General features: G+C 54.4%; 27 protein-coding genes and 1 tRNA gene. 18 read left to right on the top strand and 10 right to left on the bottom strand.

Features of this window, described 5'->3' with window-relative positions:
• The first annotated feature begins 798 nt into the window (after positions 1-798).
• From VGK23_10630 to VGK23_10615, 4 genes are all read left to right on the top strand, one after another.
• Positions 799-1,338, top strand: a complete 540-nt coding sequence (locus tag VGK23_10630; GenBank protein ID HEY3420997.1) for a PadR family transcriptional regulator — start codon at positions 799-801, stop codon at positions 1,336-1,338.
• 108 nt (positions 1,339-1,446) lie between these two features.
• Positions 1,447-2,361, top strand: a complete 915-nt coding sequence (locus tag VGK23_10625; protein ID HEY3420996.1) for an ABC transporter ATP-binding protein — start codon at positions 1,447-1,449, stop codon at positions 2,359-2,361.
• A 4-nt stretch (positions 2,362-2,365) separates the two neighbouring features.
• On the top strand, positions 2,366-3,100 hold the full coding sequence (locus VGK23_10620) for an ABC transporter permease subunit (protein HEY3420995.1): 735 nt from the start codon (positions 2,366-2,368) through the stop codon (positions 3,098-3,100).
• 926 nt (positions 3,101-4,026) lie between these two features.
• A complete protein-coding gene (locus VGK23_10615) occupies positions 4,027-4,422 on the top strand; it encodes a hypothetical protein (GenBank protein HEY3420994.1) in 396 nt (131 codons plus the stop codon).
• A 490-nt stretch (positions 4,423-4,912) separates the two neighbouring features.
• On the opposite strand, the gene VGK23_10610 is transcribed toward VGK23_10615, so the two are convergent.
• Complete coding sequence (locus tag VGK23_10610) at positions 4,913-5,578, bottom strand: helix-turn-helix domain-containing protein (protein HEY3420993.1); 666 nt, start codon at positions 5,576-5,578, stop codon at positions 4,913-4,915.
• Positions 5,579-5,743: 165 nt separating this feature from the next.
• Here VGK23_10610 and VGK23_10605 point away from each other — a divergent pair, with 165 nt between their 5' ends.
• Genes VGK23_10605 through VGK23_10595 form a run of 3 tightly spaced genes read left to right on the top strand, consistent with a single transcriptional unit; the run spans position 5,744 to position 8,154 of the window.
• Positions 5,744-6,196, top strand: a complete 453-nt coding sequence (locus VGK23_10605) for a DUF6326 family protein (GenBank protein ID HEY3420992.1) — start codon at positions 5,744-5,746, stop codon at positions 6,194-6,196.
• A gap of 39 nt (positions 6,197-6,235) precedes the next feature.
• Positions 6,236-7,156, top strand: coding sequence for an NAD(P)-dependent alcohol dehydrogenase (locus VGK23_10600; protein HEY3420991.1), 921 nt, complete (start codon positions 6,236-6,238; stop codon positions 7,154-7,156).
• Positions 7,157-7,170: 14 nt separating this feature from the next.
• Positions 7,171-8,154 (top strand): NAD(P)-dependent alcohol dehydrogenase, encoded by a 984-nt coding sequence (locus VGK23_10595; protein HEY3420990.1) that lies wholly within the window; start codon positions 7,171-7,173, stop codon positions 8,152-8,154.
• A gap of 152 nt (positions 8,155-8,306) precedes the next feature.
• On the opposite strand, the gene VGK23_10590 is transcribed toward VGK23_10595, so the two are convergent.
• A tRNA-Val gene (locus VGK23_10590) sits at positions 8,307-8,382 on the bottom strand.
• A 176-nt stretch (positions 8,383-8,558) separates the two neighbouring features.
• Here VGK23_10590 and VGK23_10585 point away from each other — a divergent pair.
• Positions 8,559-10,688 carry a helicase C-terminal domain-containing protein gene (locus VGK23_10585; protein ID HEY3420989.1) on the top strand — a complete coding sequence of 710 codons (2,130 nt, stop codon included), beginning with the start codon at positions 8,559-8,561 and terminating at the stop codon, positions 10,686-10,688.
• 1 nt (position 10,689) lies between these two features.
• Here VGK23_10585 and VGK23_10580 read toward each other — a convergent pair whose 3' ends face one another.
• The 4 genes from VGK23_10580 to VGK23_10565 form a co-directional block, all read right to left on the bottom strand.
• On the bottom strand, positions 10,690-11,415 hold the full coding sequence (locus tag VGK23_10580; protein HEY3420988.1) for an ATPase domain-containing protein: 726 nt from the start codon (positions 11,413-11,415) through the stop codon (positions 10,690-10,692).
• Positions 11,416-11,495: 80 nt separating this feature from the next.
• On the bottom strand, positions 11,496-13,049 hold the full coding sequence (locus VGK23_10575; protein ID HEY3420987.1) for an ATPase domain-containing protein: 1,554 nt from the start codon (positions 13,047-13,049) through the stop codon (positions 11,496-11,498).
• A 16-nt stretch (positions 13,050-13,065) separates the two neighbouring features.
• Positions 13,066-13,782: an ATPase domain-containing protein gene (locus VGK23_10570; protein HEY3420986.1), complete on the bottom strand. Its 717-nt coding sequence runs from the start codon at positions 13,780-13,782 to the stop codon at positions 13,066-13,068.
• A gap of 114 nt (positions 13,783-13,896) precedes the next feature.
• A complete protein-coding gene (locus VGK23_10565; protein ID HEY3420985.1) occupies positions 13,897-14,604 on the bottom strand; it encodes an anaerobic ribonucleoside-triphosphate reductase activating protein in 708 nt (235 codons plus the stop codon).
• A 139-nt stretch (positions 14,605-14,743) separates the two neighbouring features.
• Here VGK23_10565 and VGK23_10560 point away from each other — a divergent pair, with 139 nt between their 5' ends.
• Positions 14,744-15,226, top strand: a complete 483-nt coding sequence (locus VGK23_10560; GenBank protein ID HEY3420984.1) for a hydrogenase iron-sulfur subunit — start codon at positions 14,744-14,746, stop codon at positions 15,224-15,226.
• Positions 15,111-16,370, top strand: a complete 1,260-nt coding sequence (locus VGK23_10555; protein ID HEY3420983.1) for a (Fe-S)-binding protein — start codon at positions 15,111-15,113, stop codon at positions 16,368-16,370. Before VGK23_10560 ends, VGK23_10555 begins: the two co-directional genes overlap by 116 nt.
• Here VGK23_10555 and VGK23_10550 read toward each other — a convergent pair whose 3' ends face one another.
• Positions 16,371-16,556 (bottom strand): hypothetical protein, encoded by a 186-nt coding sequence (locus VGK23_10550; GenBank protein HEY3420982.1) that lies wholly within the window; start codon positions 16,554-16,556, stop codon positions 16,371-16,373. It lies immediately after the preceding gene.
• A 115-nt stretch (positions 16,557-16,671) separates the two neighbouring features.
• On the opposite strand from VGK23_10550, the gene VGK23_10545 reads away from it, so the two are divergent.
• The 4 genes from VGK23_10545 (at position 16,672) to VGK23_10530 (ending at position 19,025) form a co-directional block, all read left to right on the top strand.
• Positions 16,672-17,121 (top strand): hypothetical protein, encoded by a 450-nt coding sequence (locus VGK23_10545; protein HEY3420981.1) that lies wholly within the window; start codon positions 16,672-16,674, stop codon positions 17,119-17,121.
• 66 nt (positions 17,122-17,187) lie between these two features.
• On the top strand, positions 17,188-17,658 hold the full coding sequence (locus VGK23_10540) for a TM2 domain-containing protein (GenBank protein ID HEY3420980.1): 471 nt from the start codon (positions 17,188-17,190) through the stop codon (positions 17,656-17,658).
• Between the two features lie 64 nt (positions 17,659-17,722).
• Positions 17,723-18,205 (top strand): 4Fe-4S dicluster domain-containing protein, encoded by a 483-nt coding sequence (locus VGK23_10535; protein ID HEY3420979.1) that lies wholly within the window; start codon positions 17,723-17,725, stop codon positions 18,203-18,205.
• The gene (locus VGK23_10530) at positions 18,198-19,025 is read left to right on the top strand and encodes a CoB--CoM heterodisulfide reductase iron-sulfur subunit B family protein (GenBank protein ID HEY3420978.1); all 828 of its coding nucleotides are present in this window, start codon (positions 18,198-18,200) and stop codon (positions 19,023-19,025) included. Before VGK23_10535 ends, VGK23_10530 begins: the two co-directional genes overlap by 8 nt.
• Here the strand turns inward: VGK23_10530 and nadC are convergent, their stop codons facing one another.
• The 3 genes from nadC to VGK23_10515 all read right to left on the bottom strand — a co-directional run bounded on the left by nadC (position 19,026) and on the right by VGK23_10515 (position 21,610).
• Positions 19,026-19,856 carry a carboxylating nicotinate-nucleotide diphosphorylase gene (gene nadC / locus VGK23_10525; protein HEY3420977.1) on the bottom strand — a complete coding sequence of 277 codons (831 nt, stop codon included), beginning with the start codon at positions 19,854-19,856 and terminating at the stop codon, positions 19,026-19,028. It abuts the gene before it with no gap.
• A gap of 34 nt (positions 19,857-19,890) precedes the next feature.
• Positions 19,891-21,144 (bottom strand): MBL fold metallo-hydrolase, encoded by a 1,254-nt coding sequence (locus tag VGK23_10520; protein ID HEY3420976.1) that lies wholly within the window; start codon positions 21,142-21,144, stop codon positions 19,891-19,893.
• A gap of 70 nt (positions 21,145-21,214) precedes the next feature.
• Entirely contained in the window at positions 21,215-21,610 is a 396-nt protein-coding gene (locus VGK23_10515; GenBank protein ID HEY3420975.1) for a secondary thiamine-phosphate synthase enzyme YjbQ, read from the bottom strand.
• Between the two features lie 259 nt (positions 21,611-21,869).
• Here VGK23_10515 and VGK23_10510 point away from each other — a divergent pair, with 259 nt between their 5' ends.
• From VGK23_10510 to pcn, 4 genes are all read left to right on the top strand, one after another.
• Positions 21,870-22,145 carry a hypothetical protein gene (locus tag VGK23_10510; GenBank protein ID HEY3420974.1) on the top strand — a complete coding sequence of 92 codons (276 nt, stop codon included), beginning with the start codon at positions 21,870-21,872 and terminating at the stop codon, positions 22,143-22,145.
• 81 nt (positions 22,146-22,226) lie between these two features.
• Positions 22,227-23,216 carry a hypothetical protein gene (locus VGK23_10505; protein ID HEY3420973.1) on the top strand — a complete coding sequence of 330 codons (990 nt, stop codon included), beginning with the start codon at positions 22,227-22,229 and terminating at the stop codon, positions 23,214-23,216.
• Positions 23,217-23,262: 46 nt separating this feature from the next.
• The gene (locus VGK23_10500; protein ID HEY3420972.1) at positions 23,263-23,604 is read left to right on the top strand and encodes a transcription factor S; all 342 of its coding nucleotides are present in this window, start codon (positions 23,263-23,265) and stop codon (positions 23,602-23,604) included.
• A 310-nt stretch (positions 23,605-23,914) separates the two neighbouring features.
• Positions 23,915-24,652, top strand: a complete 738-nt coding sequence (gene pcn / locus VGK23_10495) for a proliferating cell nuclear antigen (pcna) (GenBank protein ID HEY3420971.1) — start codon at positions 23,915-23,917, stop codon at positions 24,650-24,652.
• The last annotated feature ends 4 nt before the right edge of the window (positions 24,653-24,656 follow it).

The following is a 24,656-nucleotide window of genomic DNA, read 5'->3' as shown; positions in this document are numbered from 1 at the left end:
CCAGCTTGAAATAACCCTTTAATTTCTTTCCTTGTCACTTTTTTAAGCCTTATTTCCCCATTTATGGTTGACCCTCCTAGAATCGAGATTGTTTCGGTCAGTATTTGCATGTGGAATCATTGTGGTCTCATTAGGAATCATACCGATATCGGACTTGGTTATTTGGGACATCTTTAATGGTGGGTTTGTTCGAACTCGACTTACCCTAGGCCATATGCACAGTTTTTTCTCTGGAATTTAAGGAGATATTCACCAACTCGAAAGCTGAACTCTTTTGGACATTTGTTCTCATCGGATTAACCATCTAAATCGGCGCATACGAATGAAGTGCTGCCGTGGCAGTGAAACTTCGATAGTCAGACATACATTCTTGTCGTCTTACCAAAACAAAAAATGGAATCTGTTTCTAAAACGCCTTTTCTTCTTTACTGTTCAAAATCGAGTTTCTCCGTCTATGGTTAATTTCTCCGTCACGGTATGAGGCAGCATCTAACCCCAAACCTTCAAAAGGACGATTCATAGGAAATGAGGGAAAAGATCAAGAACATATTCTATACCAAGTGAAGGAAAAAATATGCTTAGCGTTGTTTAAGAGGACAATAATACGAAATGAGATTGCAGATTCGGTGTATTGTTTTAGATTGAGGTAGATATAGCCAATCATATGAAGGAGATTAGACCATAAGGGATCTCTGGATTGACCGAATTTATAGACTATGATCATGGCAAGACTTTACATACCCTCTAACTTGTTTTCTGGTCAACCTAGACTTGGAGATTCGCTCGGAGAAGCGCCTCATGGGAAAGAACGAAGTCGATCTGATGGTCCTGGGATCGTTATTGGGCGGTCCTGCTCACGGCTACGAGATAAAGAAGAAGATAGCCCGTTCCTTCAATTCTCAATACCCTAATCTGAGCGACAGCGCTGTGTATCCACGACTTAGTCGCTTTGAAAAGGAAGGCCTGGTTGATTCCCGAATCGAGGTACAGAGCAGTGTACCCAACAGGAAGGTTTATACGCTTACCGAGAAAGGCAAGACAAGGATCCTGGAACTTGCTGCCACACCGGTCAGAGAAAACCTGGACACGCTCAGAAGCGCTGATTTCGACGACCTTACTGTCCACATCGTTTTCTTTCAATTCATTTCCAAGGAGGAGAGGCGCAAGCTCGTCGAACCTTATTATCGGCTTACACAACGCCGCTACACTGAAGCCCTCAGCTATAGAGAGACCTTGTGGCCAAGAATGGAGCAGTTCACGAGGACTACCCTGGAATACGTAACAAAGATCCTTGAGCTCACCCTAGAAATGTACCGGAAATTGATGGAAATGGATTAAGTTTTGAACCTATATCTAAAGAGATATAACTCTCAATAGATGTGGATCGTTTAAAGTATGGTATGTACAAATAACGGATGCAAGAAAAGTACAATGCGGGGGCCAAGAATGATCGAGATTGAGAACCTGACAAGAAAGTTCGGCGATCTGGTCGCAGTTGACAATCTCACTTTGCACGTGAACGAAGGAGAGGTTTTCGGATTCCTCGGTCCGAACGGCGCGGGAAAGACCACCACCGTGAGAATGCTGGCCTGCCTCATATCCAAGACCAGCGGTGAGGCCCGGATAGGAGAGTATGAGATTGGAAAAAAAGAGGACCAGGCAAAGATCAGAAAGATGATCGGCCTATCGCCTGAGAATGTCGGTCTCTACGAGAGCCTCTCTGCCTATCAGAACCTGGACTTTTTCGCTAAACTGTATAAGCGTACAGAGATGCAGAGGAAAGAGGACATCGAGCATTTCCTAAAACTGCTCGGTCTCTGGGAAAAGAGGGACCTGCCGGCTGGCACATTCTCTAAGGGCATGAAGCAGAAGCTGGCTATCGCTCGCGCCCTGATCCACGATCCCCAAGTCCTGTTCCTGGATGAACCGACGGCGAACCTTGACCCTGAGGCTGCCAAGACCGTGAGGGACTTTATCATGGAACTGAAAAAGGAAAAAAAGACCATATTCCTCAACACACACCATCTGGACGAAGCCCAAAGGATATGCGATCGGGTAGGGATCATGAAAACCAAGTTGGTCGCGGTAGATTCACCAGAATCACTGATGGGATCTTTCAGGGCGAGAAGGACCTCGGTCAAATTGGAACGAGTTAACGATGCTATCGTTGCCGCGGTAACCGGGCTCGGATTCGAGAAGGTAACGGTCGACGGAAATAATCTGGTCATTGAGGTCAACAACCCAGAGAAGCAAAACCCCGGCATCGTGAAAGCCATCACAATGGTAGGTGGCCATATCCAATTCGTCAACGATCTTCGCCCGAGCTTAGAGGACGTCTATCTTAACCTGGTCAGGGAGTGAGAGGATGGATCTTGAAACGGTGTGGACTATTGCGAGCAAAGATCTCGGTATTTTCCGAAGGAAGAAGAGCATCTTCTATGCGACTATCATTTTGCCGCTGGCCATTTCCATCGCTTTGCCGGGAGTGATCGCGTACATAGCGAGCAAGTCATCGACCTCGACGATCGCCTTGACGGGCCTCCTCGATTCCTTCTCTCTACTCTTCGTTATTATTGCCGCCGTCATTCCGACTGCGATCTCCTCTTACAGCATTGTCGGAGAGAAGGTCGAGAACAGCCTGGAACCGCTCTTGGCCACGCCGGCGACGGACGATGAGATACTTCTGGGAAAGAGCCTGGCATCGTTCATACCCGCCATTCTGGCCGTCTTCCTCGGTGCCACGATATTCATGATATTGACGGATGCGGTGACCAATGGAAAGCTGGGGTATCTCTACTATCCGAACTGGACGATGGCTTTAGTCCTTCTGGTGGTGGCACCACTCTATGCGGTGTTCGCCGTGGAAGCTAACGTCCTGATATCCGCACGGGTAAATGATGTTCGGACCGCCACCCAGCTCGGAGGTTTGACCATTTTGCCACTTATGGCGATCTACCTTCTTTCCGAGATAAAGCTGATATCGGTCGATGCAAACAGTTTGTTCATCATAGCGGCGATAATCCTGGTCGCGGATGTGGTCTTATTTTATCTGAGCCGGGCTACGTTCCGCAGAGAGGAGATACTGACGAGATGGAAGTAGTGGATTAGGGAGTGTAAAATATGCAGACAATTAAGCAAATTGAAAGCAACCCGAGGTATGAACATGATTTCTGAGAATCAAATTATTCTCGTTGTCGTTTTGACAGCGATAGTAATAGTAATCGGGTCGTTAATCAGATACTACAGAAATAAAAGTCGAAAATAAACCCTTTATTTATATTAAATAATATAAATAAATTAAAATAAAGTTCATTGCAATTGGGTGCATCCTATAGGCCTTAAGCGGGATACTGATTGTTGTCAGGGGCTTCGAGACGCCATTTCTTGGACAGCTTGCCATAGGCATAATGTTACTCTTTGTGGGGCTACCTTAGAAGGCACCAAGGAAAATGCGTAAGGTTAGCTGTGGAACGGATGACGCCCTAGCCGACTCTTAGCATGTGTTAACACTCTAGCTACTCCGTACTTGGATCGGTTTTCCGACTTGACCGGTACTATATGGTTGTATCATGCAAGGTTTGGGAAGTGTCGGGAAACGGGTATGGGACCGCTGAGGCTGCAATAAGAGAATTGGATCTTAATTGAGAACCCATTTTTCGAGAGAAAGATCGATCGACCTGGAAGGATAGGGAAGTACCTGAGATGTCTGCTTGATTCGCAGCCAAATGCCTCTTTGAGATGTGACCACCCTTCTAGCCGGTGAGAAGGTTCCAGACAGCAAGATCAGCAATCGCTGCGAGAAAACATGACATCAACGGTTGTTGAGTCCTGAGTTCGACAGTTGATAGCGACAATTTCTGATATTTTTGGGTGAACATTGTTGACTGGGTCGTGTGGGATATCGACCAATTCGAAAATATTAAGAGGTGCCCTCAGCCCTGCTGCAATGTGTGTCAAAGCAATCCAAGCTGAGGACGCCTCAGCTTACGCCTAATGAAAATAAATCGTTCTATCGACACACCGCTGATGGTAGACGATTTGTACGAGCGCTTGAGATTGAATGAAATAATCGACCAGCTGAAGTCCAAGGGCATCGGAGAGACCACGGCCCTCATACCAGCGATATCTCGGAAAGGAGTGAACGTCTACTCCCAACAGGGGTTCGGCAAATTGAAGGACAAGGTCATGAAGGAGGCCGGGATCGCCTTCAAGTGGAAGGACCACCACCCGACAGGCGGGCAACTAGCATTGGACGCGGGCGTCCCTATAGATAAGGTATCTCAGAGCATGAGGCACGCATCGACACAGACAACGGAGCGGTACTATTGCCGCGCCAGAGCTGAACCTGCGTTCGCTCGGGTCAATGAAGCATACAAAACGATGTTTCCATCCGAGCCAGCTATAAAACGCGAAAACGTTTGAATTGAATTCAAATAATAATTGTCTAGATAGTGAGATTGGTGGGCTCAGCCGAGACCACCCTTCGACATAGCCAGAAAATGAATGACGAAAATCAATTTATTAGCGTAGTGCAGAGCCAGCTTGACAAACCTTTTCCTGCTTTTTTTATTTGGACAGAATTTTTTTATTATTGCTCCCGTCGGGATTTGAATCTGAATCGAGCCAGACCACCTAATCAGAAACTACTATCGGATAGGGACATCGTGTCGTCTGAGCAAATGAAAAAGATGACCAGGGCGAAGATCGTGGTCACCAATTTCCACGCTCTAATGCTCAGGATAAGATGCGGACACCAAGATCACCAAGCAGATTGCGGGACGAACATTAGAGCGGACCCCAACTAATTAACCAACACTAATAATGAACAGTGGTCCGCCCAGATTCACCTATCCAATAGTAATTTTCAAGCTACAGGCGGTATGGAACCCTTGCCTGTCCCGCTATATCGCAATCACTCTGGGTGTTGGAAGTACCCCGTCATTATCTCCTTAAGTATCCTCCCCTCGGCCTTCCTCATGTGCTGCAGGAGGGTGGGTTTGCTGATGCTGACCTTCTGGCACAGCTGCCTGCTGCTGATCTTCTTGGGAAAATCATAGTAGCCGTTCTGAAATGCCGCTACCATCACATCCTTCTGTTTGTCGGTCAGGACGGCCAGGATGTCAGCTTTCTGGTAGGCGGCCCTCCTGAAGGACATCTTCCGAATAGTGCCGGCGTTCCTCATCATCTCGACAAAATCAGACAGGTTCTTCTGCTCCCCCATCATGCTGATGGTGAATTTCTCCAGTGAAATGATTGTGGGTATTGTGTGGATCAGACCTAGGTCAGATTCCTGGAACTGCTCTTTGGCCTCTTCCGATTCGGTGTATCTGATGAGGCAAGTGTGCTTGTTGTCAATGGACTTCAGAACGCTCAGGATCTCCATGTTGCCTATAGTCTTGATGTCATGGATTGACACACCTTCTTTAAGGGTGAACTCCAAAATTTCAATGCATATGCCTTCTTGGTAGTCCATCTTCAGGGTCTCGAGTATCGAGTAGGAACGGACACGGGCGAAGGTCTCTGCCATCTCCTCTTTTACGGTCTCGAAAGGCTCGATCTCCAGGGTGAGCGTTCTCATGGTACTGTTTCTCTAAATAAGTACTTCCGTATTTAAACTATAATACATGTATGCCCCAATTTGCTAGAACTCTTCCGACCATGCCATAATTGGCGAAGATCGCCGAGTGATACAATGGTGGAAATGGATCAGATGATTGGAATGGGCACAGGGGAGAATAAACACATGAAGGACCAGGACGGGAAGGCTGGACTTGTTCTTGAGAAGATGAGGATACCCGCGCAGGTCAAGCTGGCTGGACTGTGGGGGGCGGTGTTGTTCATGTACATCTACGTGGACATCATTGGATTCTTCAAACCGGGGACGATCGCGGATATTCTGGTGGGGAAGGCCTGGATCTATAACATCGATCAAACGTGGCTGCTGCTGAGCCTGATGTTGATGACGCTCCCGGTCATAATGGTCTGCGTCTCCCTGATGTTACCGGCCAAGATGAACCGTTATGCAAACATCGGTCTAGGCGCGTTCCACATTATGATCGCGTTGGGATTCGCTTCGGGAGAGATCAATGCCTATTACGTGTTCGGGACTGTCGCGGAGGTCATCATCCTCGCCATGATCATATGGACCGCATGGAAGTGGCCGATGGTCGCGAGGAACGGTGCGGCCGGTAACTGATCGTGAAATGCACATTGAGCGTGAGAAGGGAGCGATTGTATGAAAGCCATAGTAGTAATTGGAAGCGGAGCGCCAGAGGTTCTGGAGCTCAGGGACGTGGAAAAGCCCGCACCCCGGGACAACGAGATGCTGGTCAGGGTCCACGCCTCGACGGTGACCATAGGGGACGCCGTCCTCCGGAAGATGCCCCGATTCGTTATGGGCCCAATGATGATCGTGATGGGCTCCAAGCTGAAAAAGATCGCAGGCCATGAGCTTGCGGGAGTGGTTGAGGCGGTGGGCAAGGACATCAGATCATTCAAGCAAGGCGATCATGTCTTCGGGACGACCACCGGGCTCAAATGCGGCTCCAACGCCGAATATGTCTGCATCCCCGAGGAAGGCGGAAAGGGGATGGTAGCCATGAAACCGGCCAACCTATCCTTCGGGGAGGCTGCCGCCATCCCCATCGGGGGGTTGACCGCCCTCCAGATCCTCAGGTCGGGGAATGTCAAGAAGGGAGATAGGGTCCTCATATACGGGGCGTCCGGTTCCGTGGGCACCTATGCCATGCAGCTGGCGAAGTATTACGGGGCCTATGTGACGGGGGTCTGCAGCGGTGCGAATCTCGACCTGGTGAGGTCCATCGGCGCCGATGAGGTGATAGACTACACCAAGGAGGATTTCAGAAAGAATGGCAAGGCATATGATGTCATCTTCGACACCGTTCGGAAACTTAAGAAATCGGGGTGCAAAAAGTCCCTGGGGGAAAGCGGGGTCTTCTTATCGTCATGGTCTCCGACGCGAGAGTCGAACGAAGATCTCATCCACCTGAAAGAGCTCGTGGAGGCGGGAAAGGTACGACCGATCATCGACAGGAGGTATCCGTTGGAGGGGGTTGTGGAAGCCCACAGGTACGTCGACTTGGGACACAAGAGAGGCAATGTGGTTATAACCGTCGTTGGTGATGACAATGTCTGAGACGATACCGCACCATGAAAGCCATAGTATGTGACCGATACGGCCCGCCGGACGTCCTCAGACTCGAGGAAGTGGAGAGACCGACTCCCCGGGACAACCAGGTACTGGTGAAGGTCCATGCTTCCTCACTGAACGCGGCCGATTTCGAGATCCTGGGCGGCGCTGTCTCGGCCCGCATCTTTAGCCCCTTCAGGCCAAGGAACAGAATACCCGGATCGGACGTCGCGGGTCGGGTCGTGGCGGTCGGGAAGAACATCAAGCGGTTGAAGATAGGCGAGGCGGTCTTCGGGGATTTATTCGCGTGCGGCTTCGGCGCTTTCGCAGAGTATGTGGCGGTACCTGAAGATGCATTAGTATGGAAACCGGACAGCATATCCTTTGAGGACGCCGCCACCTTCCCCCAGGCGGCCAAGATCGCCCTTCAGGGCCTTCGCGGCAAGCGTCCCCTCAAGAAAGGGCAGAAGGTCCTTATCAACGGCGCTGGCGGCGGCATGGGCACGTTCGCTGTGCAGATCGCGAAGTATTACGGGGCCGAGGTAACCGGTGTGGACAACGCAGGGAAGCTCGATATGCTTCGTGCCATTGGGGCCGACCACGTCATCGATTACGCCAAGGAGGATTGCACAAGGGGCGGGGAACGCTACGACCTCATCTTGGATACGGTCGCGCGCCGGTCGATCTTCAATTACCGGCGCATCATGGCCCCAGATGGCTTGTTCGTACTGGTTGGAGGCTCAAGATACGCCATATTCCAGTCGATCCTCCTAGGGCCTCTGGTCTCCATTGCCAGCAAGAAGAAGATGGGCATCAACCCGATGAACGTGAACAACGAGGAGGATCTGCGGTTCTTGCTCGAGCTCCTTGAAAACGAGAAGCTCATCCCGGTCATAGACAGGCGAATCCCACTCAGCGAGGTTCCGGGCGCTCTCAGCGATCTTTCAAAGGGGCTCGTAAAAGGGAAAGTTGTGATAACGGTCGAACATGATGACAATATCTGATAAGGACATCAGGCTGGACGAAATCATTCTTTATATTGAAAATGGGAAGAAGCACGACCATGTCCCGCCCCGTCGCGACCACAGAAGAGTGAGCGAAGCGAGCTTTTCCTTGGTAGGTGCGACCCTTCTAATCAACCGATTGAGATAATTAATGGTGGGCTCAGCCGGATTCGAACCGGCGACCTTCTGCGTGTGAGGCAAACGTCATAACCGCTAGACCATGAGCCCTTGAATCCCACAACATCACTTCAAGGTATTAATTCCTGACGGTGCTGGCAATGACTGGTATATCTTCTCTGAGACCTAGCAATGCAGGGAAAACCGCCCCAACCCTTCCCAACCGTTCGGTTGGCGCTGATTGTACCCGGCAATGGTTTTAAGCCCTGTGGACATTGGCGTTCTGCATGCCCGGGATGTTCTGCGACCGCTGCAAATCGATCATGACCCCAGTGGGCGACAGGCTCGTCTGCCGTCAATGTGGTATGACCCGTTCCAGAGATGGCGGGACAGGCTCCAGCGGTGGACGAGGGCAGACCATCAAACCCAAGTTTCAGACGAGGCTCGCCGGGACCCGTGAAGAAAAGGAGGAAGAGGTTCGTGAGGAATCCGCCCCTCCCGAGAACCCGGACCCCAATTCCATATTCCCGTACCTGCCTCGTCCGCACCAGATGGACTTCGTCAGGCTGATAGGAGACGTTCTGGAGTCCAGAGGAAACCTGGTGGTGGAGTCGGGTACCGGGACCGGCAAGACAGTTTGTGCCCTGGCCGGGACGGTGGAGTATGCACTGGCCAACGACAAGCGGGTCGTGTATATCACCCGGACCAACTCCCAGGCGACCATAGCGATCAAGGAGCTCCGTGCCATCGGCAAGCGGCGTAACGTCATGGGGATATCGCTCCAAGGCAGGAGGAACAGCTGCCCCATGCTCTCCGAGCTCTCAGTAGACAACCTGACCCCGGGAGAGCTGTCGCGGGTGTGCGAGCACAAGAAGAAGAACACCCGGGACGGAGTCAAGGGCGGCTGCACCTACTATGCCAACACGGTGCATCTGGGCCATTCATATTTCAAGAACTATTGCGCTGATAATATCCCGACCTCCGATGAACTTTCCAGGTTCTGCGAGACGGACGGGGCCTGCCCCTATGAGGTGGGCAAGATGCTGATGCCGGAGGCGAAGGTGGTCATCGCACCCTATCCTTACATCATCTCCAGCGAGGTCAGGCACCATTTCCTGGAGCAGCTACAGGCGGAGGCGGACGACCTCATCCTGGTGGTCGACGAGGCCCACAACCTGGCGGACGCGGCCAGGGACGCCGAGAGCATCCGGATCACCAAGAAGATCGTCTCGATGGTCACGGTTGAGGCCGGTGAGATGGGCAACGCGAAGCTGTCCAAGGACGTCGACCTTAAGAGGTTGGCAGGTGCACTGTTCAGCGTACTGGACCGGGCTGGAGAACTGTGTGCGGAATCGGGCAAGGACGAGGTCGCACTGGGACGGGGTTTCCTCGAAGGCACCCTCTGCGAAGCGCTAGGCTGCGACAGGGGTGAGTTGGCCGAGATCGTGGCCGAGATGCAGGCCACAGGCGAGGAGATGGCCCAGAGGCGTCTTCAGAGCGGAAGGGAGCCGACCTCGGCGACGTTCACGCTGGGAAGGGACCTCACCAACTGGGTGGCGTCGGACAACGCCCGCTATGTGCGCAGGGCGACGATGGAGGAAGGCGGAATGATCGAGGCCTACTGCCTCGACCCGAAGGGGGCGCTCTCCTTCTTCCACGAGGTACATGGCTCGATACACATGTCCGGGACGCTCAGACCGCTGGACCAGTATGTCAGGGTGACCGGTCTGGGCGAGAACACCAAGACCGCCATCTTCGAGTCCCCGTTCCCCAAGGATAACCGTAAGGTGCTCTTCTTAGAGGATGTGGAGACGAAGTTCGAATCGCGCTCGGACCCGAACGCGGTGCAGAAGCTGCATGATCACGTTACCGAACTGGCGAACGCCGTATCACGCAACACCATGATCTTCTTCCCTTCCCATGCCATGCTCCACAACTACCTGTACCGGAACGAGAAGCTGCTCACTAAGAAGATCTACCGGGAGGTGCAGGGGGAGTCGCAGGAGAAGCTCGTGGCCGACATCGGAAGGTTCAAACGGGATTCACGGAAAGGGGCGGTCTTCTTCGCCGTGATGGGGGGACGGGTCTCGGAAGGCCTGGACTTTCCCTTTGATGAACTGCAGTTGGTGGTCATCGTCGGCATTCCCTACCCCAAGCCTTCTCTGTGCCAGGAGCGCCTGCGCGAGTTCTATGACCAGCGTTTCGGCGGCAAGGGTTTCGAGTATGCGGTCAACGTCCCGGCGGCCCGCCGCATGATGCAATCCATAGGAAGGCTGATCCGGACGGAAAAGGACATTGGATGCGCTGTCGTGCTGGACAGCCGCGCCCCCCGATTCATAAAGTACCTGGAAATGGAGAAGAGCGATGAACCGGTCTCGGACGTGAAGAAGTTCTTCCTCGGACGGCCAGGACGCTGACCTACTCGCTCAGTACCCTGGTGGCACGGAACGACGCATGGTCGAAAAGCAGCGAGAAATAGTTGCTGGCATGGTTGGTCGAACGCATCTTGACCACGCGGATACGGCGCTGAACGTCGGTGTCGCCGATCTCCGCCATCTTCAGAAGGATGACCCCGTCCGCCAAATATGCCTCGTCCCTGTGGGTGCAATTGTACTGGTCCGGGTTGCACTCGGATATCAGGAAGCAGGTCACGCCCATGCCCCTGAGCCATTCGAACATGTAGAACAGCTCCGCCCGCCTCTCCTCTGGCTTCATCTGAGCCGCCATCTCCAGCACGTCGAGCGAGTCCAGGATCAGGATCTCATAGCCCAGGGATGCCTTCAGGTTCTCCGCGTACATCTTGAAGACCTGCATCCAGCTGCCTTTGGCGGATAGCTGGGTCAAGGATCTCCGTATGATCCCCAGGTCGAGCACGTTGACCGTATCGCGGACCTTGTCCGGGCTCATGCCCATCGATTCCATCTGCTGGTTGAGTCCCTCCCTTGACTGCTCCAGCGTCATATAGAGCGATTTGGTGCCGCTCCTGATGGCATTCTGGTAGAGTATGGAATAGGCGATCGATGACTTCATGGTACCAGGAGCTCCGGCCAAAAGGACCAGATGCCCTTTCGGAACCCCGCCTTGCACGTTCTCATCAAGGTTCTCGATGAAGGTCTTTACTCGCGAAATCTGCGTTCCCACCACTTCCTGATCAAGAAAGAGCCGCGAAGCGTTTTTAATCTATCTTTCCAAATGTCCGACACTGGTAATCATTTTCGATTTCATCAATGGTCGACGATCGGTACGGTCAGATTGAAGTGCTCGCCGTCGTGGAACATCGCATAGTAGCGGGTGTCGATGTTCATGCCGCGCAACTTGGGACAGCGCACCCATCTCTGGATCCTGGAATCATCGATCTGCTTCATCGTGATCTCGATGGCACCGTCGGCCAGGTAGAGCTCGCTCTGTACGCTCTCCAAGAGCTGGAGCATCGGTTTCTCTGAGATCAGCATGACCGTGATCCCTAGGGATTTGAACCAATCGAAAAGGTCCTTGAGATCCTGGCGGGTGAAATCGTGATCGGAAACGGCCTTGAACGAATCGAGGGAATCGAGCACAAATATCTGGAACGGACGCTCGGAGAAGATGTTCTTGACATAGCGCAGCAAGATCTCCCTCCAGTCGCCCTGGGCCCCTTCCATCTCCCTGCGCAGATCGACCATGTCGACGACCGTCATGTGCTCGACGGCCTCGGGTGAGGGCATCTTGAGCCGCGCCATCTGTTTGAGGATCGACAAACGACTCTGTTCCAGCGAGAAGTACATCGATCTCACCCCGTCGTACAGTGCGGCATTGTGAAGGATGGTATAGGTGAGAGTGGACTTCATCGTCCCCGGAGCGCCGTTCACCAGTATTACGTGGCCTTCCGGTATTCCACCTCCAAGAATGGTATCGAACTTCTCTATGTGGGTGTGGATGGTCCGGTCCGGCCCGACCGCGGGAACACCAGCTCCCAATTGGATGTCGAGCTCCGGTCTTACTATCTTGACCAGTTCGGCCACCTTGGCGGTTATGTCTGCGCGGGCGCTCACCTCCTCCGCCTCCATCCTCTCGCCGGTGGCGTGGGGGCCCGTCTCAACCTTGACCAACCTCTGCAGCTCCACGATCTTCTTGGTTGCCTCAGCCAGCTGTTCCTTTGTTACCTTGAGCTCTGTGGCCAGCCGGTCCTTTTCCGTGAGCTTTGCCTCCAGCTCCACTTCCAGGGCCTGCTTTAGTTTGACCTTCTCGTTCTCGATCGCCGTGCCGTACTTCTTCCTGATATCATCCAGTTTCTGGACATCGGCAGCGGTTATACGGGAGGACTTGAGCTTGTCCTCCAGCTGCATGATCTCCTGTATGCCCCTGTCGAACTTCTCCGACATCAGCTCCAGTTCCTGCTCCCTCTCCCGGATGGACATCTCCTTGCATTTGATCATTATCTGGTCGGACTCGAACTGCTTCACCGATTCTTCGAGCTGGCCTTGGTCCTTCTCCATCTTGTCGAAGGTTTCCTGCATCCGTTTTTCCTTCTCGAGGATGACCTTCTCCCGGGCGGCGATCTCCTTGTCCTTTTCCTCGAGCATCTGCCTTAGCTTTGACAAGGATGTGAAATCTGACGAGTCCAGACGGATCTGGGTCTGCTCCTCCGCAATGACCTTGTCTATGACGATGTTGGAGGGCATATCGCCCTCTCTCTGTTTGCGGGGGTCGACCTTTTTCAGCATCTCCCCACAGCGGTCACATTGGATGTCGTTGGGTTTGACACCCGAACCGCACCGTGGGCACTCGTATTTTGACATTATGAGGCACCAGACTTTACTCTGATATCACTCTCGTAACCTGGAACTTGCCTCCGTTGTATAGGAGCGAGTAGTAGGATGGATCATGGTTCGTCTCCCTCATCTTGACACACCGTATGCGTCTTTGGGATTCCACGTCCCTGATCACCTGCATCTTCAGCGTGATGATGCCATCCGAGAGATATCCCTCGTCGAACTTGCCGTCCATCATCCTTTCCGATGATGATTCCGAAATGAGGAAGACGGTAGCGTCGAGGTCCCTCAGCCACTCGAAGAGGTAGAACAGCTCCGTCCTTCTGTTGGAAAGCTCGGCCATCGTTTCCAGCACTTCCAGGGAATCGATGACCAGGATGGAGTACTTCATGTTCTCTTTAAGATTGGTGAGATATGATTTGAAAACGTGCAGCCAGGAGCTTCCGGCAGAAATCTCCTTCAGCTTCTTCCGGATAATCCCGAGGTCCAGGACGTTCAGCTGGTCCTTGACGTTGTCGGTATGCATGCCCATCTTCTCCATCTGCCTTAGCAGGGACTCCCGGGATTGTTCCAGCGTGACATAGACGGAGCATATGTTGTTCTCAAGGGCATGGTTGTACAACATGTAGTAGGAGAGCGATGATTTCATTGTACCAGGAGTGCCTGCCAGGAGAACGATATGGCCGGTGGGGACGCCTCCCTCCAATATCCTGTCAAATCCATCGATATAAGTTTTCAGCCTGCCGTTCACATTTTCCATCGAACACGCACTCCCAGGAACGTACTGGCCAAAATGGTCTGGGTACGTTAACGTGCATTCAGCGTTCTTGACGTATAAAATAGATTTGACCTGCTTATCGGAGGTCGTTTTTTATCAACTGGTGCCCCGGATCACGACCTTGCCCACATACCTCTTGGCGATGTCCGCCATGGCCCTCAGCTTCTCCTCTGGGTAGGGCGAGACCAGCTCCATCTTCTTCTCGAGCGTGGAGTCGTTCTTGAACTGATGCAGGGCAAATTTCTTGGACCCGCCTATGTACGCGGCTATGGCCTCAACCTCCTTTTCCTCCAGCAGGAAAGGCACGATGGTGGTGCGGAACTCGTAGTCTGTGCCCGAGTTCATTAAAAGTAGGATCGAACGCTTGACCGCTTCCAGATCGGCGTTCACCTTGACGATCTCTTTGTATTTGCCGTTCAGAGGGGCCTTGATGTCCATCGCAACGTAGTCGAGCATCCCGGAACCGAGCAGGTCCTCAAGCATCTCCGGGTTGGAACCGTTGGTGTCCAGCTTGACCTTCATTCCCAGATCTCTGATCTTAGCGATCAGTATGGGCAGGTCCGGATGGATGGTGGGCTCGCCGCCGGATATCGCCACCCCATCAAGGAAGTCGGCGTTATCCCGCACATACTCGGCTATGTCCTCAAAGTCCAGCTCATCGAACACTGGTTCTATCGGAACCAGGTCGGGGTTGTGGCAATAAAGACAGCGCCAGTTGCATCCCTGCAGGTATATCGTGGCAACCACATGTCCGTCCCAATCCAAAAGGGAGGTCTTTGAGAATCCCACGATCCGGAGAGCCATGGGACAGAAATGGAACGACCGTTATTAATCATATCTGCACCAGAGTGATGCAGGGACGAAGGTTCCCATAGTTCCGCGAAATGGCCGGAGGCATCGAAACCCTTTTTTGTGGGCATCCGCTTCGCATTGAGGTCGTTACATGGATTCACCTTCAGTCGTTCCGGTCATCCGCCAAGTCCCTGGAGCGGGGAGCAACGCCCCGTCCACCGGTGAGCTTGAGGTCTTTGAACCGGCGATCGTGGCCTTCTGCTGCAACTGGTGCGCCTACGCCGGCGCCGACCTCGCCGGGGTAAGCCGGATCCAGTATCCAAGCAACATCCGGGTGGTCCGGGTCATGTGCTCTGGCCGGGTGGACCCGGGAATGATCATGCGATGTTTCGAAAAAGGAGCGGACGGGGTGATGGTCCTAGGATGCCATATCGGCGATTGCCATTACATCGCCGGAAACCGCAAGGCGGAAGTGAAGGTTAAGGAGTGCAAGCGGCTCCTGGAACTTATGGGTATAGATCCGCACCGGCTCCTGCTCCGCTGGGTATCGGCGTCCGAGGGGGCCCTGTTCGCTTCCACTGCGGCGGAGTTCACCGCCACGACAAGAGAGCTGGGCCCGATGGGGAGGGATTGACCTGGACCTGGTCGATTCCGCTCGGAGGAACAACACCTCCGAATGCGTGGAATGCGGCAAGTGCTCGTACGCCTGTCCGGCCGCCCACCGCGACAACCGGTTCTCACCGCGTCGGGTGATGGAGGATTTCGTATCCGGTAAAGAACTGGATCACTGGGAGATATGGTCGTGCATGACCTGCGGGGCATGTTCGGAGGTGTGCACCTCGGGGGTCACCTTCCACGAGTTCATCCGGGACGTCAGGGCCGACAATAATTCCAGATTCCCTCCGATCCAATCGCATAACGGCATCCTACGGGAAATAAGGAGGACCGAGGCGGAGGGAAGGACGAAAGGCCACCGGGCCGATTGGGTGACACCGGACCTAGAGCTGGACCCAAACTCCGATACTGTTCTATTCATCGGATGCACACCTCTCTTCGATCAGCTGTTCAACGCTTTCGCCAAGGGCATGCTGGAGATGCCCCGCTCAGCCGTCAGATTGCTCAACGCGATGGGGATCAGGCCCATGCTGCTCGACGAGGAGCTCTGCTGCGGCCACGATTCCTACTGGTTAGGAGAGGAGGAGACCTTCACCAAACTGGCAAGGCTCAATGCGGAGAGCCTGAAAAGATCCGAGGCCAAGCGTGTGGTGACGTTCTGCCCGGAATGCCACCATACCTTGAAGGATATCTATCCGCGGGTGGTGCCCGGTTTCGATATGGATGTCGTCAACCTCTCGGAACTGTTAGCGAAGGCGGTCGAAGAGGGACGCTTGGAATTATCCTCGAGCGAAGACCGGTTCACGTACCATGACCCATGCAAGTTGGTCCGTTTTGCGGGACTCCTGGAGGAGCCGAGGGTGGTGGTCAATGCCTGCGGAGAACTGAGGGAGATGCCCCGTTCCGGTGCATCCTCCGCCTGCTGCGGGAATCCCTGCTGGGCCAACTGTGACGATGACACCAAGAGATGGCAGGTGGAACGCCTGAAGGAGGCGAGGGATACCGGTGCGGAAACCTTGGTCACCGCCTGTCCCAAATGCTTCGTCCACCTCTCATGCGCCCAGAAGGATTATGGCTCCCACAAGGACCGAGAACGGATCCCGCTCATGGACCTGCATGTGCTGGCCGCCTCCAGGTTGAGGAACAGTGACAAGAAGACCTGATCACTCCTTCTGGTCCTCGATCTTGGTTATGGGGGCGGAATGCTTGTTCTTCATGTGCCCGCCGGGCCCGCCGCGTTCCAGCCTGGCCTTCTCCACACAGTCCTCATTGCGGCAAACGAAGGCGGCGAAAACGAACTGCTCGGCCTTAGCACCGCACACTTGGCATTTCTCCTTCTCGATATCCATCGCTCCTCCCAGCGGCATCGAACGATATGATTCTTGTGCCTGATCGAACGAGGGGGCCGCACGTTCGCAAATTACATGAACATGGTGCGTTCATATTATTTCACTAGGGAGCGAGTTGGCATATTGCGAATACTGCGGGGCCTTCATTGAGGACTTCCAGGATTCCTGCGGTCGATGCTCAGGAATGACAAGCGGATTCTTCAGAACGGATGAGCCGTTGCTCGACCCGTTGCTGACCTGGTGGCTAGATGAAAGTCCCAGATATTCAGCCCAGAACGGAAGGAGATTGAAGGATTCGGACCTCGCCCTGTTGTCCTCGTTCTTCCTGCCTGGACTGGGTCAGGCCTATGACGGCAGAAAGGAACGCGGCGGCCTGGTCTTCCTGATATTCATGACCCTTCTGGCGGCTGGCTTGGTCGCTTTCTCCTACCGGTCGCTGATCGGGGTGGAGCTGATGGTGGTCCTTTCGGCCATTATATCGGTCTTTTGGATGGGACAGGTCATCGATGCGGTCAGGGTCACATCGGACACCAACCTGACGATCTCCAGGCTTCCCGAGGACTGAGACGGGCATATATAAACCGTCTTTTATGATAAATAATCGAACCGCAATCTCCTTTCGATAACAATGATGGTTTGCCCCAATTGCGGTAAGACCGTAACGGACGATTCGATGCAGTTCTGCCCTTCCTGCGGATTTTCCTTTACCCAGCAGCCGAACCAGCAATACCAACCGAGCCAGTACGGCCCTCAGCCTTACGGTCAGCCAGGCTACCCCCGGAAGAGCGGCGCCATAGCCGTTATCCTGTCCTTCTTCTTCGCCGGACTTGGCCAACTATACGTCGGCAAGATAAAGCGGGGCATCGCGTTCATCGTGACGTTCGTCATCCTCTCGGTATTCTCCAGCGTGCTCACCCTGAACATTGACTACAATGACATCAATGCCGTCAGGGGACTTCTCGCCGATGGAACGTTCATCATAGTCATCCTGGTCAGCCTGGGATTCTGGGCCTACAACATTTACGACGCCTACCGCCAGGCCCGAAAATACAACGACGCCAGCATGCGCAACGATCTGGCCCGGTTCCTGAAGGGCTTCTGAACCTTGCGTAGGTCTCGGTGGAGTAAAGGAAAGAGTAAAATCCGGCGGCGCCGATGCTCGACGCATGAAAGCCTCCCAGGCCGGCACTCAGGATCTTGACCGCGTCCTTTCCGAAGGGTCGATCTGGAGATGCCAGCAATGCGGGCTATGCTCGGGGATATGTCCCTCGGAGCGTGCCGGAGGGATCCGCCCGATCGGGATCCTGACCAGAGCTCACCAGGGATCGTTGGACCTGCGCGAGGAACGCTCCCTCTGGCTCTGCGCGATGTGCAACTCCTGCACAGAGAGGTGTCAGATGGGTGTCGATCCGGCCGAGACCATTGCGCTTCTGAGGGGCGAGTCCGCAAACCTCGGGAACATCCCGAAACATTTCTCCGAGGAAGCGAAGCTGTTCATCCGTTCCGGACTGTCGTTCCCAAACACTGGAATGACCAAGAAATTGAGAAAGGACCTGGGATTGGATGAGCTCACCGTCCCGACAGAGACCATGGAACAGCTGGCCATGCTCTTGAGGAAAACCCGTTTGGGAGGTCTCAGGCTTGAATAGGAAATATTATCTTTTCAGGGGCTGCCTGATCCCGACCAGGCTCCCGTTCCTGGAACGCTCTTCCCTGTTCGTACTGGAAAAATTGGGAGTGGAGCACGAACAGATGCCGGGAGCCACTTGCTGTGTGGAGCCGATCGGCCTGAGATCGCTGGCGGCGGACACCTGGCTGGTGGTTACGGCTAGGATGCTGGCCATCGCCGAGAGCAACGGGCGGGACATTCTCTCCCTGTGCAACGGATGCTACCTGTCATTGGAGGAGTCCAGACAGGCGCTGGAGAACGAGAGGACCAGAGCAGATGTGAACACGATCCTGAAGGAGATGGACCTGCGATACAGCGGCAATGTGAGGGTCAGGCATTTCGCTGAGATTGTCGAGGAGGCGGGAGCGGATAGGGTCCGGTCCCTGGTCAGCGCATCGCAGGAAAGGCTCAGGCTGGCCGCGCATCCAGGATGTCATATGGTCAGGCCATCGTCCAAGCTGAAGATCGATGATAGCTTCGCCCCAAAGATCCTTGATGAGATAGCATCCTGGTGCGGTTCCGAAGTGGTGGTCAGCGAGAAGTGGCCGAAATGCTGTGGTGGCGGGATCGCCGGTATCGACGAAAAGGTCTCCTCCAAGATGCTGGAGGATGCGACATCCTCGTTCCGTCCCGGCGGTGCCAATTGCATATTGACGCCCTGCCCGTTCTGCTTCGTCCAATTCGACATCAGGCAGAAGGAGGGGCTACCAGTGCTCTATCTTGCAGAACTGCTTGCGCTGGCATTCGGCGCCACGCCTGAACAGATCGGGCTGAGGTACCACAAGACCCGGCTGCCTTGATCAGAAACGGTAGACCTTCGTGACGCTGAGCGAGAACTGTATCGCTTTGGCGGAGTGGGTGATCCAGCCGAGAGACAATACGTCGGCATGCTTGGCATACTCGGCCGCGTTGTGCGGGGTTATCCCGCCCGAGACCTCGACCGTTATGCGCGGATCGATCTCCTTGATCGCAAAATAGCTCTCCTCCGCATCCTTAGGGGACATGTTGTCGAGCATTATGATATCCGCCCCCGCAACGGCCGCCTCTTTGGCCTGGTCCAGTACAACGACCTCGACCTCCACCTTCTTGCTGAAGGAATAGGTCTTGGCCTTTCTTACCGCCTCGGTCACGGAGCCGACGATGACCAGGTGATTGTCCTTGATAAGTATCATATCGTCCAGGCGGTTGCGGTGGGGGTCTCCCCCTCCCAGAACGACCGCCTTCTTCTCATAGAAACGGAAACCGGGAGTGGTCTTCCGGGTCGCTGCGATCCGAACGTTCTTGTTCTCCCGCCGGCAATCCCATAGTGTCTTCGAAGTGACCGTGGCTATGCCCGACATCCGCATGATGAAATTCAGGGCCAGGCGCTCACCCAGAAGTATCGCCTTCAATGGTCCGTGTATGGTCATGACCGCCGTTCCCTTCTTGACCTGGCAACCATCTTCGACCTGGGCGCGGGCATCGAGGTCCAGGCTCTTGAAGAGCTCAGTGGCCTCGGCCAGGCCGGCGACCACGCAATCTTCGTTGGCGACGATCTCCGACTCTCCGCCCTCGTTCTCGATGAGCAGTTCCGAGGTGATGTCCCCGTAACCCTCATCCTCGGCGAGCAGGTCCTCCATGCGCATGACCATACTACGACACCACCGATGGAAATAGCTGCCGGTCCTATAGCTCGAACTCCTCGCCTGGCATCGGCATATGCACCTTGAACTCGTCCTTCAGGTCCTTTGCGAGGGCCGGACGGTTGTCAGAGTGCATTAGAACGACGTTCTCCGGGTTGCAGGCACGGATGAACTTCAGCAGCTCGTTGTGGTCCGCATGTGCGGAAAGATCGAACTGCTGCACCTGGCAGGCGACGCGCATCGATGCCGGCACCTCTTCCGGTGCGGAACCTGGCTGCCTGATGTCGATGGCACCGTTGTCGATCAGACGGCGTCCGTTGGAACCGTCGACCTGGAATCCGGTCATGAGGACCGAGCTCTTGGGATTGTCCCGTTCCTGCTGCAGGTAACGGATCACCGGGCCTCCATCCAGCATGCCTCCGGTGGTGACTATGACCTCACCCTCCATGGCCTTCTCCCTGGCCGCGGCACCGCGCACCTCATTGAAGCGCCTCTTGGCCATACGCATGTCCCGTTCCGAACGGATGTACTCTGGCTGTTCCAAGTACAGACGGTTGACGGTCTTTCCCATCCCGTCGACCCACATGTCGTACTTCAGGTCCTTCAGGATAAGCATGACCTCCTGGGTACGCCCGACCGCGAAACAGGGGATGATGGCCTTGCCACCGCCCTCGACGGTCTCCTTGACCCTCTCGATGAGCTTCTGCTCCTCTCTCTTCCGGTCGGGATGGAGACGACCAGCGTAGGTCGCCTCGATGATAAGGTTGTCGCACTTCACCGGGTGCGCGCCCCAGGTGAGGTTCGTGTTGTATGTGTGAAGGTCGCCGGTGAACACGGTGGTGTTGTCCCCGCGCAGCTCGTACATCGCAGCGCCAGGAACGTGGCCAGCAGAATGCGATTCTACCTCAAAGCCGGCCACGTCCAGCACGTCCCCGTACTTCATCGGACGGAAGCACCGCATGGCGGCCTTGATATCGCTCTCATTGAACGGGCGTGGGTATCCTTCTGAGTCCGCCACCTTGAGGGTGTCGTTCATGAGCAGCTCGCACACAGCGACGGTCGATGGGGTGGTGTGCACCTTGGTACCGTACTTGCCGCACAGCCAGGGGATCATTCCAGAATGGTCGATGTGACAATGTGTCAAGAACGCGGTCTCCAGCGGCGGGGCGGGGATCGGGTACTCTGGCGGCTTGATCGGTTTCATGCCGTATTCGAACAACAGATTGGCGCCCTTGTTGTTGAGCAGCATTCCGAGCCTGCCAACGACGTCCGCGCCGCCTAGGAACTTTAATTTCATTTCTTTCTACCTCTTCTCATTTTTGTCTCTTGCAAGATGTTAATGGTTGTTGATGCTAGGACTGTGAATTTCATTCCCCTACCAGCTGAACTATCAGCTTTCTTGGCCTTCCCCCATTGTCCAGCTCCATGAGCACAATGCTCTGCCAGGTGCCGATGTCAAGTGAGGCATCGTTGAACGGAATGGTGACCGACTGACCGAGGGCAGAAGCCCTGACGTGTGAGTGGCCATTACCGTCCCCGCCAACATTATGGGCGTATCCGAATCCCTTGGGGAAAACCTTTTCCATGGACCTGATAAGGTCAGATCGCAGGCCCGGCTCGTTCTCAGTGATGAAAACCGCCGCGGTGGTATGGGTGACGAAGACGCAGGCGATGCCGGCCTTTAAGCCAGAACCTTTCACCGTCTCGATGACCTTCCCGGTCAGATCGACGATGTCACCCTCGCTCCTCGTTTCAATGTTCAAGATTGTCCGGAACACTCCCATTATTTTCGACCAGGCTAGACGTGGTACGGTATAAATAGGTTGAGGTGAAACCCCTATCCGGATTCATATATCCGATGACCAGCTGGCTAGCGATCATATCGGCACGACGGACCTCCACTGGGAAGATTTATCTAATCCACATTCGCATGACCATTATCGCTTGTCAGACTTCGCATTTCCCGGGTTCCGTCAACCGAAGGAACTAGAAAAGGTATGGTTGACCTCAGGTTTCAGGGCAATGATAATAGCGAGAGGAATAGAGAAGGCCGGATCCCTGAACGAACTCGGTCGCCAGATGGGCTATCGCTCCCGGGTCCATCCGGGCTGGAGCGTGGTCCAGATCCTCCTTGGAAGGCAGGCCTTTCCTGCGGACCGGCTCAAACTGCTAAGCGCATACATCAACTATCCTTTCGATGAGATACTCAAGCATCAAACGCGTCCCCGGGCGATCACGCCGGAAGGGACCAAGGAAGCGCTCCGGGAATACAACCTGATGTGCTACGTACCGAAATAACGACCGTTCGGCATAGAACCCCAAGTTCTTTATATTCACCCACTGATTTTCATCTGTCTGACATACTGTCAGACCGAGGGGATGGGATTGAATTTCAGGCGAAAGGCCCATACGAAGGACCAGGCCACCAAGAAGCTCATGAAGAGCGGAGTATACCGGCTTTCCAACGAGAGCGAGGAAAAGCCGAAGCGGTCATGGTTGCTTTCGTCATCATGGGATGATCCTTTCAACTACTGGTCAGCCGTGAAGTATGGCAGCATCCTTATGTTCTTGCTCTGGTGGATCCCTATCTTCGGACCGATGATTGCCGGATACGTTGCGGGCAGAAGGGCCGGCAGTCCGATCAAAGGTGTCTTCGCAGTCAGCATACCCCTGTCAATAGTGTTCCTCGTCGCCACGATGGTGACGATAAAGATCATACCCTCCGTCTGGTTCGGCGTCGACCTGGCACCGGAGGCGATATTCGGTGAATTGGCCAAGGCGATGCCGATCTTCGGACCCTTCGCCAACTTCACGACCGGTTATCTTCAATCCTTCATCGGGACCATCCAGGGCACCTCGGGAGTACGCCTGGACTTCTTCATCCTCGCAATCGCCTTCGCCTACATCGGAGGGGCTATGGCTCTTCAGTCGCTTAGGGAGATGGAGTACGTGGTCAAGCATGGAGGGAACCGTGCCGCTCATCCCCACGCAGGAGACCCCAACTCCAAAGGGAAGAAGGGACTGTGGATATTCGGCAGGCATGAGAGCAAGGGGAAGAGCAGAAAGATCGAAGAGGAAGATGACGAGGAGGAGCCACGCAGGGCTCCGTCGGTCCACTTCAATGAGCTGAAGGAGACCTCGGGGGCCGGCCGAAGCCGCTCCCATGCTCCAGTCGCTCATTCCAGGACCTTGGACAAGGCGATGGAGGAAGAGGATGATGACGAGCCGATCAGGAAACGCCGCCAAAAGGAGTTCGAACGCAACCTTGACCGGGCGAGGCACGAGATACCGGTAAAGGCTTCACACAGCACGCACAAGAAGCTGGAAACCAGCAAGAAATCTGAATCCGACGACTTCCGGTTCGTCTGATCCCTTCTATCGCCGCTGAAAGGCGGTGGAGAAGAAGAATATAAATATGGTGGTAATTTTCCTGCGAGTTGGCGAAATCCAAATGTTCTGTCCCACATGTAAAGCCCTTGCATTGCCGAAGAACGGCAAGATCTGGTGCAACCGATGCCAGAAAGAGTATGACGTGACCGCAAACAAGGCAGACACATGCGTCATCAGGGGCAAGGATAAGGAGCAGGCGGTAATCGAGAACTCGGCACCGACGTTGCCCAAGGCCAAGGTCGAATGCCCCAAGTGCAAGCACAACGAGGCGTTCTGGGTGCTTAGACAGACCAGGGCCGCGGATGAACCGGAGACCAAGATCTACCGTTGCTGTGAATGCGGTGCCTCCTGGCGCGAGTACGGTTAGACAAACACAAACCGCCTCACAAAGGCGTCGGGATAAAAACCGTCGGCATCGGTCAAGGGATTGTAGATTTCACCCGTGGAACCATTTTTTATTGCCAGACTTCCAAGAACCCATTCTGAAAGGGCCTCGGACAACCGTACCGATCCCTACAAGAGCAAGGGAGGACGAGCCTCACAGGCACCTGTTGGTAAAATTTCCCCCTTCCAATGCATTCCGATATTCGGTTCAGGATTAAAATCAGACTACATGCTGGCTATACTCTGCAAAAGATTATTAAACAGCATCTGTTTACTGCATGGAAGGGAGTCTGATGTTCCAAGCCAAGCTAAAGTCCGAGACGCTCAAGGGCGTCGTGGACGTTGTTTCAACGCTCATCGATGAGGCTAAGTTCAAGATCGATGCCAACGGGATCACTTTGAAGGCGGTCGACCCAGCCCACGTGGCCATGATCGACATGGCGATCGACAAGGGCGCATTTGAACAGTTCTCAGCCAACGAGACGGAGATCGGACTTGACCTTGACAAGCTCAGGGAGGTCATCCGCCTGTCTAAGGCGGGGGACATCATCGAGATGAAGCATGACGAAGAGCGCGGACGGCTGATCATATCCGTCGGGAACGTCACCAGGCGCATGAGCTTGGTCTCCACCGAAGGCATGGCGGACACCAAGGTCCCCAACCTGATCCTTCCGGCCAAGGTCGCCGTGAACGTCGAGGAGCTCCAGAGGGGCATCAAAGCCTCAGAGAGCATATCGGACCACATCGCCCTGACGGCAACACCGGAGCAGTTCGAGCTCCTGTCCGAGGGAGACACCGACTCGGTGACCCTCAAGCTGCCGAAGGACCTGCTGGTATCCCTGGACTGCAAAGAGAGCATCAAGTCCCTGTTCCCGATGGATTACTTCGCCAACATGATCCGGGCGATCCCCGCCGGAACCGTTGTCGTGATCAACCTGGGTAACGACCTGCCGGTCAAGATAGAGTTCGACTTCGCCGGTGGAAAGGGCAAGGTAAAGTATCTGCTCGCCCCGCGTATCGAGAACGACTAAGGTG

It is taken from the genome of Methanomassiliicoccales archaeon, from assembly GCA_036504055.1.
GTDB lineage: Archaea > Thermoplasmatota > Thermoplasmata > Methanomassiliicoccales > UBA472 > DASXVU01.
Note: the sequence above shows the minus strand (reverse complement) of the source record. Positions and strands in the feature narration are given on the sequence as shown.

What these genes read in the sequence shown, in the direction of transcription:
- VGK23_10585 (HEY3420989.1), top strand. Translation starts at nt 8,559, where the DNA reads ATGCCCGGGATGTTCTGCGACCGCTGCAAATCGATCATGACCCCAGTG.
- VGK23_10595 (HEY3420990.1), top strand. Translation starts at nt 7,171, where the DNA reads ATGAAAGCCATAGTATGTGACCGATACGGCCCGCCGGACGTCCTCAGA.
- VGK23_10605 (HEY3420992.1), top strand. Translation starts at nt 5,744, where the DNA reads ATGAAGGACCAGGACGGGAAGGCTGGACTTGTTCTTGAGAAGATGAGG.
- VGK23_10570 (HEY3420986.1), bottom strand. Translation starts at nt 13,782, where the DNA reads ATGGAAAATGTGAACGGCAGGCTGAAAACTTATATCGATGGATTTGAC.
- VGK23_10520 (HEY3420976.1), bottom strand. Translation starts at nt 21,144, where the DNA reads ATGAAATTAAAGTTCCTAGGCGGCGCGGACGTCGTTGGCAGGCTCGGA.
- VGK23_10575 (HEY3420987.1), bottom strand. Translation starts at nt 13,049, where the DNA reads ATGTCAAAATACGAGTGCCCACGGTGCGGTTCGGGTGTCAAACCCAAC.
- VGK23_10620 (HEY3420995.1), top strand. Translation starts at nt 2,366, where the DNA reads ATGGATCTTGAAACGGTGTGGACTATTGCGAGCAAAGATCTCGGTATT.
- VGK23_10540 (HEY3420980.1), top strand. Translation starts at nt 17,188, where the DNA reads ATGGTTTGCCCCAATTGCGGTAAGACCGTAACGGACGATTCGATGCAG.
- VGK23_10535 (HEY3420979.1), top strand. Translation starts at nt 17,723, where the DNA reads ATGAAAGCCTCCCAGGCCGGCACTCAGGATCTTGACCGCGTCCTTTCC.
- pcn (HEY3420971.1), top strand. Translation starts at nt 23,915, where the DNA reads ATGTTCCAAGCCAAGCTAAAGTCCGAGACGCTCAAGGGCGTCGTGGAC.
- VGK23_10630 (HEY3420997.1), top strand. Translation starts at nt 799, where the DNA reads ATGGGAAAGAACGAAGTCGATCTGATGGTCCTGGGATCGTTATTGGGC.
- VGK23_10550 (HEY3420982.1), bottom strand. Translation starts at nt 16,556, where the DNA reads ATGGATATCGAGAAGGAGAAATGCCAAGTGTGCGGTGCTAAGGCCGAG.
- VGK23_10510 (HEY3420974.1), top strand. Translation starts at nt 21,870, where the DNA reads ATGATAATAGCGAGAGGAATAGAGAAGGCCGGATCCCTGAACGAACTC.
- nadC (HEY3420977.1), bottom strand. Translation starts at nt 19,856, where the DNA reads ATGGTCATGCGCATGGAGGACCTGCTCGCCGAGGATGAGGGTTACGGG.
- VGK23_10615 (HEY3420994.1), top strand. Translation starts at nt 4,027, where the DNA reads ATGGTAGACGATTTGTACGAGCGCTTGAGATTGAATGAAATAATCGAC.
- VGK23_10625 (HEY3420996.1), top strand. Translation starts at nt 1,447, where the DNA reads ATGATCGAGATTGAGAACCTGACAAGAAAGTTCGGCGATCTGGTCGCA.
- VGK23_10600 (HEY3420991.1), top strand. Translation starts at nt 6,236, where the DNA reads ATGAAAGCCATAGTAGTAATTGGAAGCGGAGCGCCAGAGGTTCTGGAG.
- VGK23_10610 (HEY3420993.1), bottom strand. Translation starts at nt 5,578, where the DNA reads ATGAGAACGCTCACCCTGGAGATCGAGCCTTTCGAGACCGTAAAAGAG.
- VGK23_10505 (HEY3420973.1), top strand. Translation starts at nt 22,227, where the DNA reads ATGGGATTGAATTTCAGGCGAAAGGCCCATACGAAGGACCAGGCCACC.
- VGK23_10560 (HEY3420984.1), top strand. Translation starts at nt 14,744, where the DNA reads ATGGATTCACCTTCAGTCGTTCCGGTCATCCGCCAAGTCCCTGGAGCG.
- VGK23_10565 (HEY3420985.1), bottom strand. Translation starts at nt 14,604, where the DNA reads ATGGCTCTCCGGATCGTGGGATTCTCAAAGACCTCCCTTTTGGATTGG.
- VGK23_10500 (HEY3420972.1), top strand. Translation starts at nt 23,263, where the DNA reads ATGGTGGTAATTTTCCTGCGAGTTGGCGAAATCCAAATGTTCTGTCCC.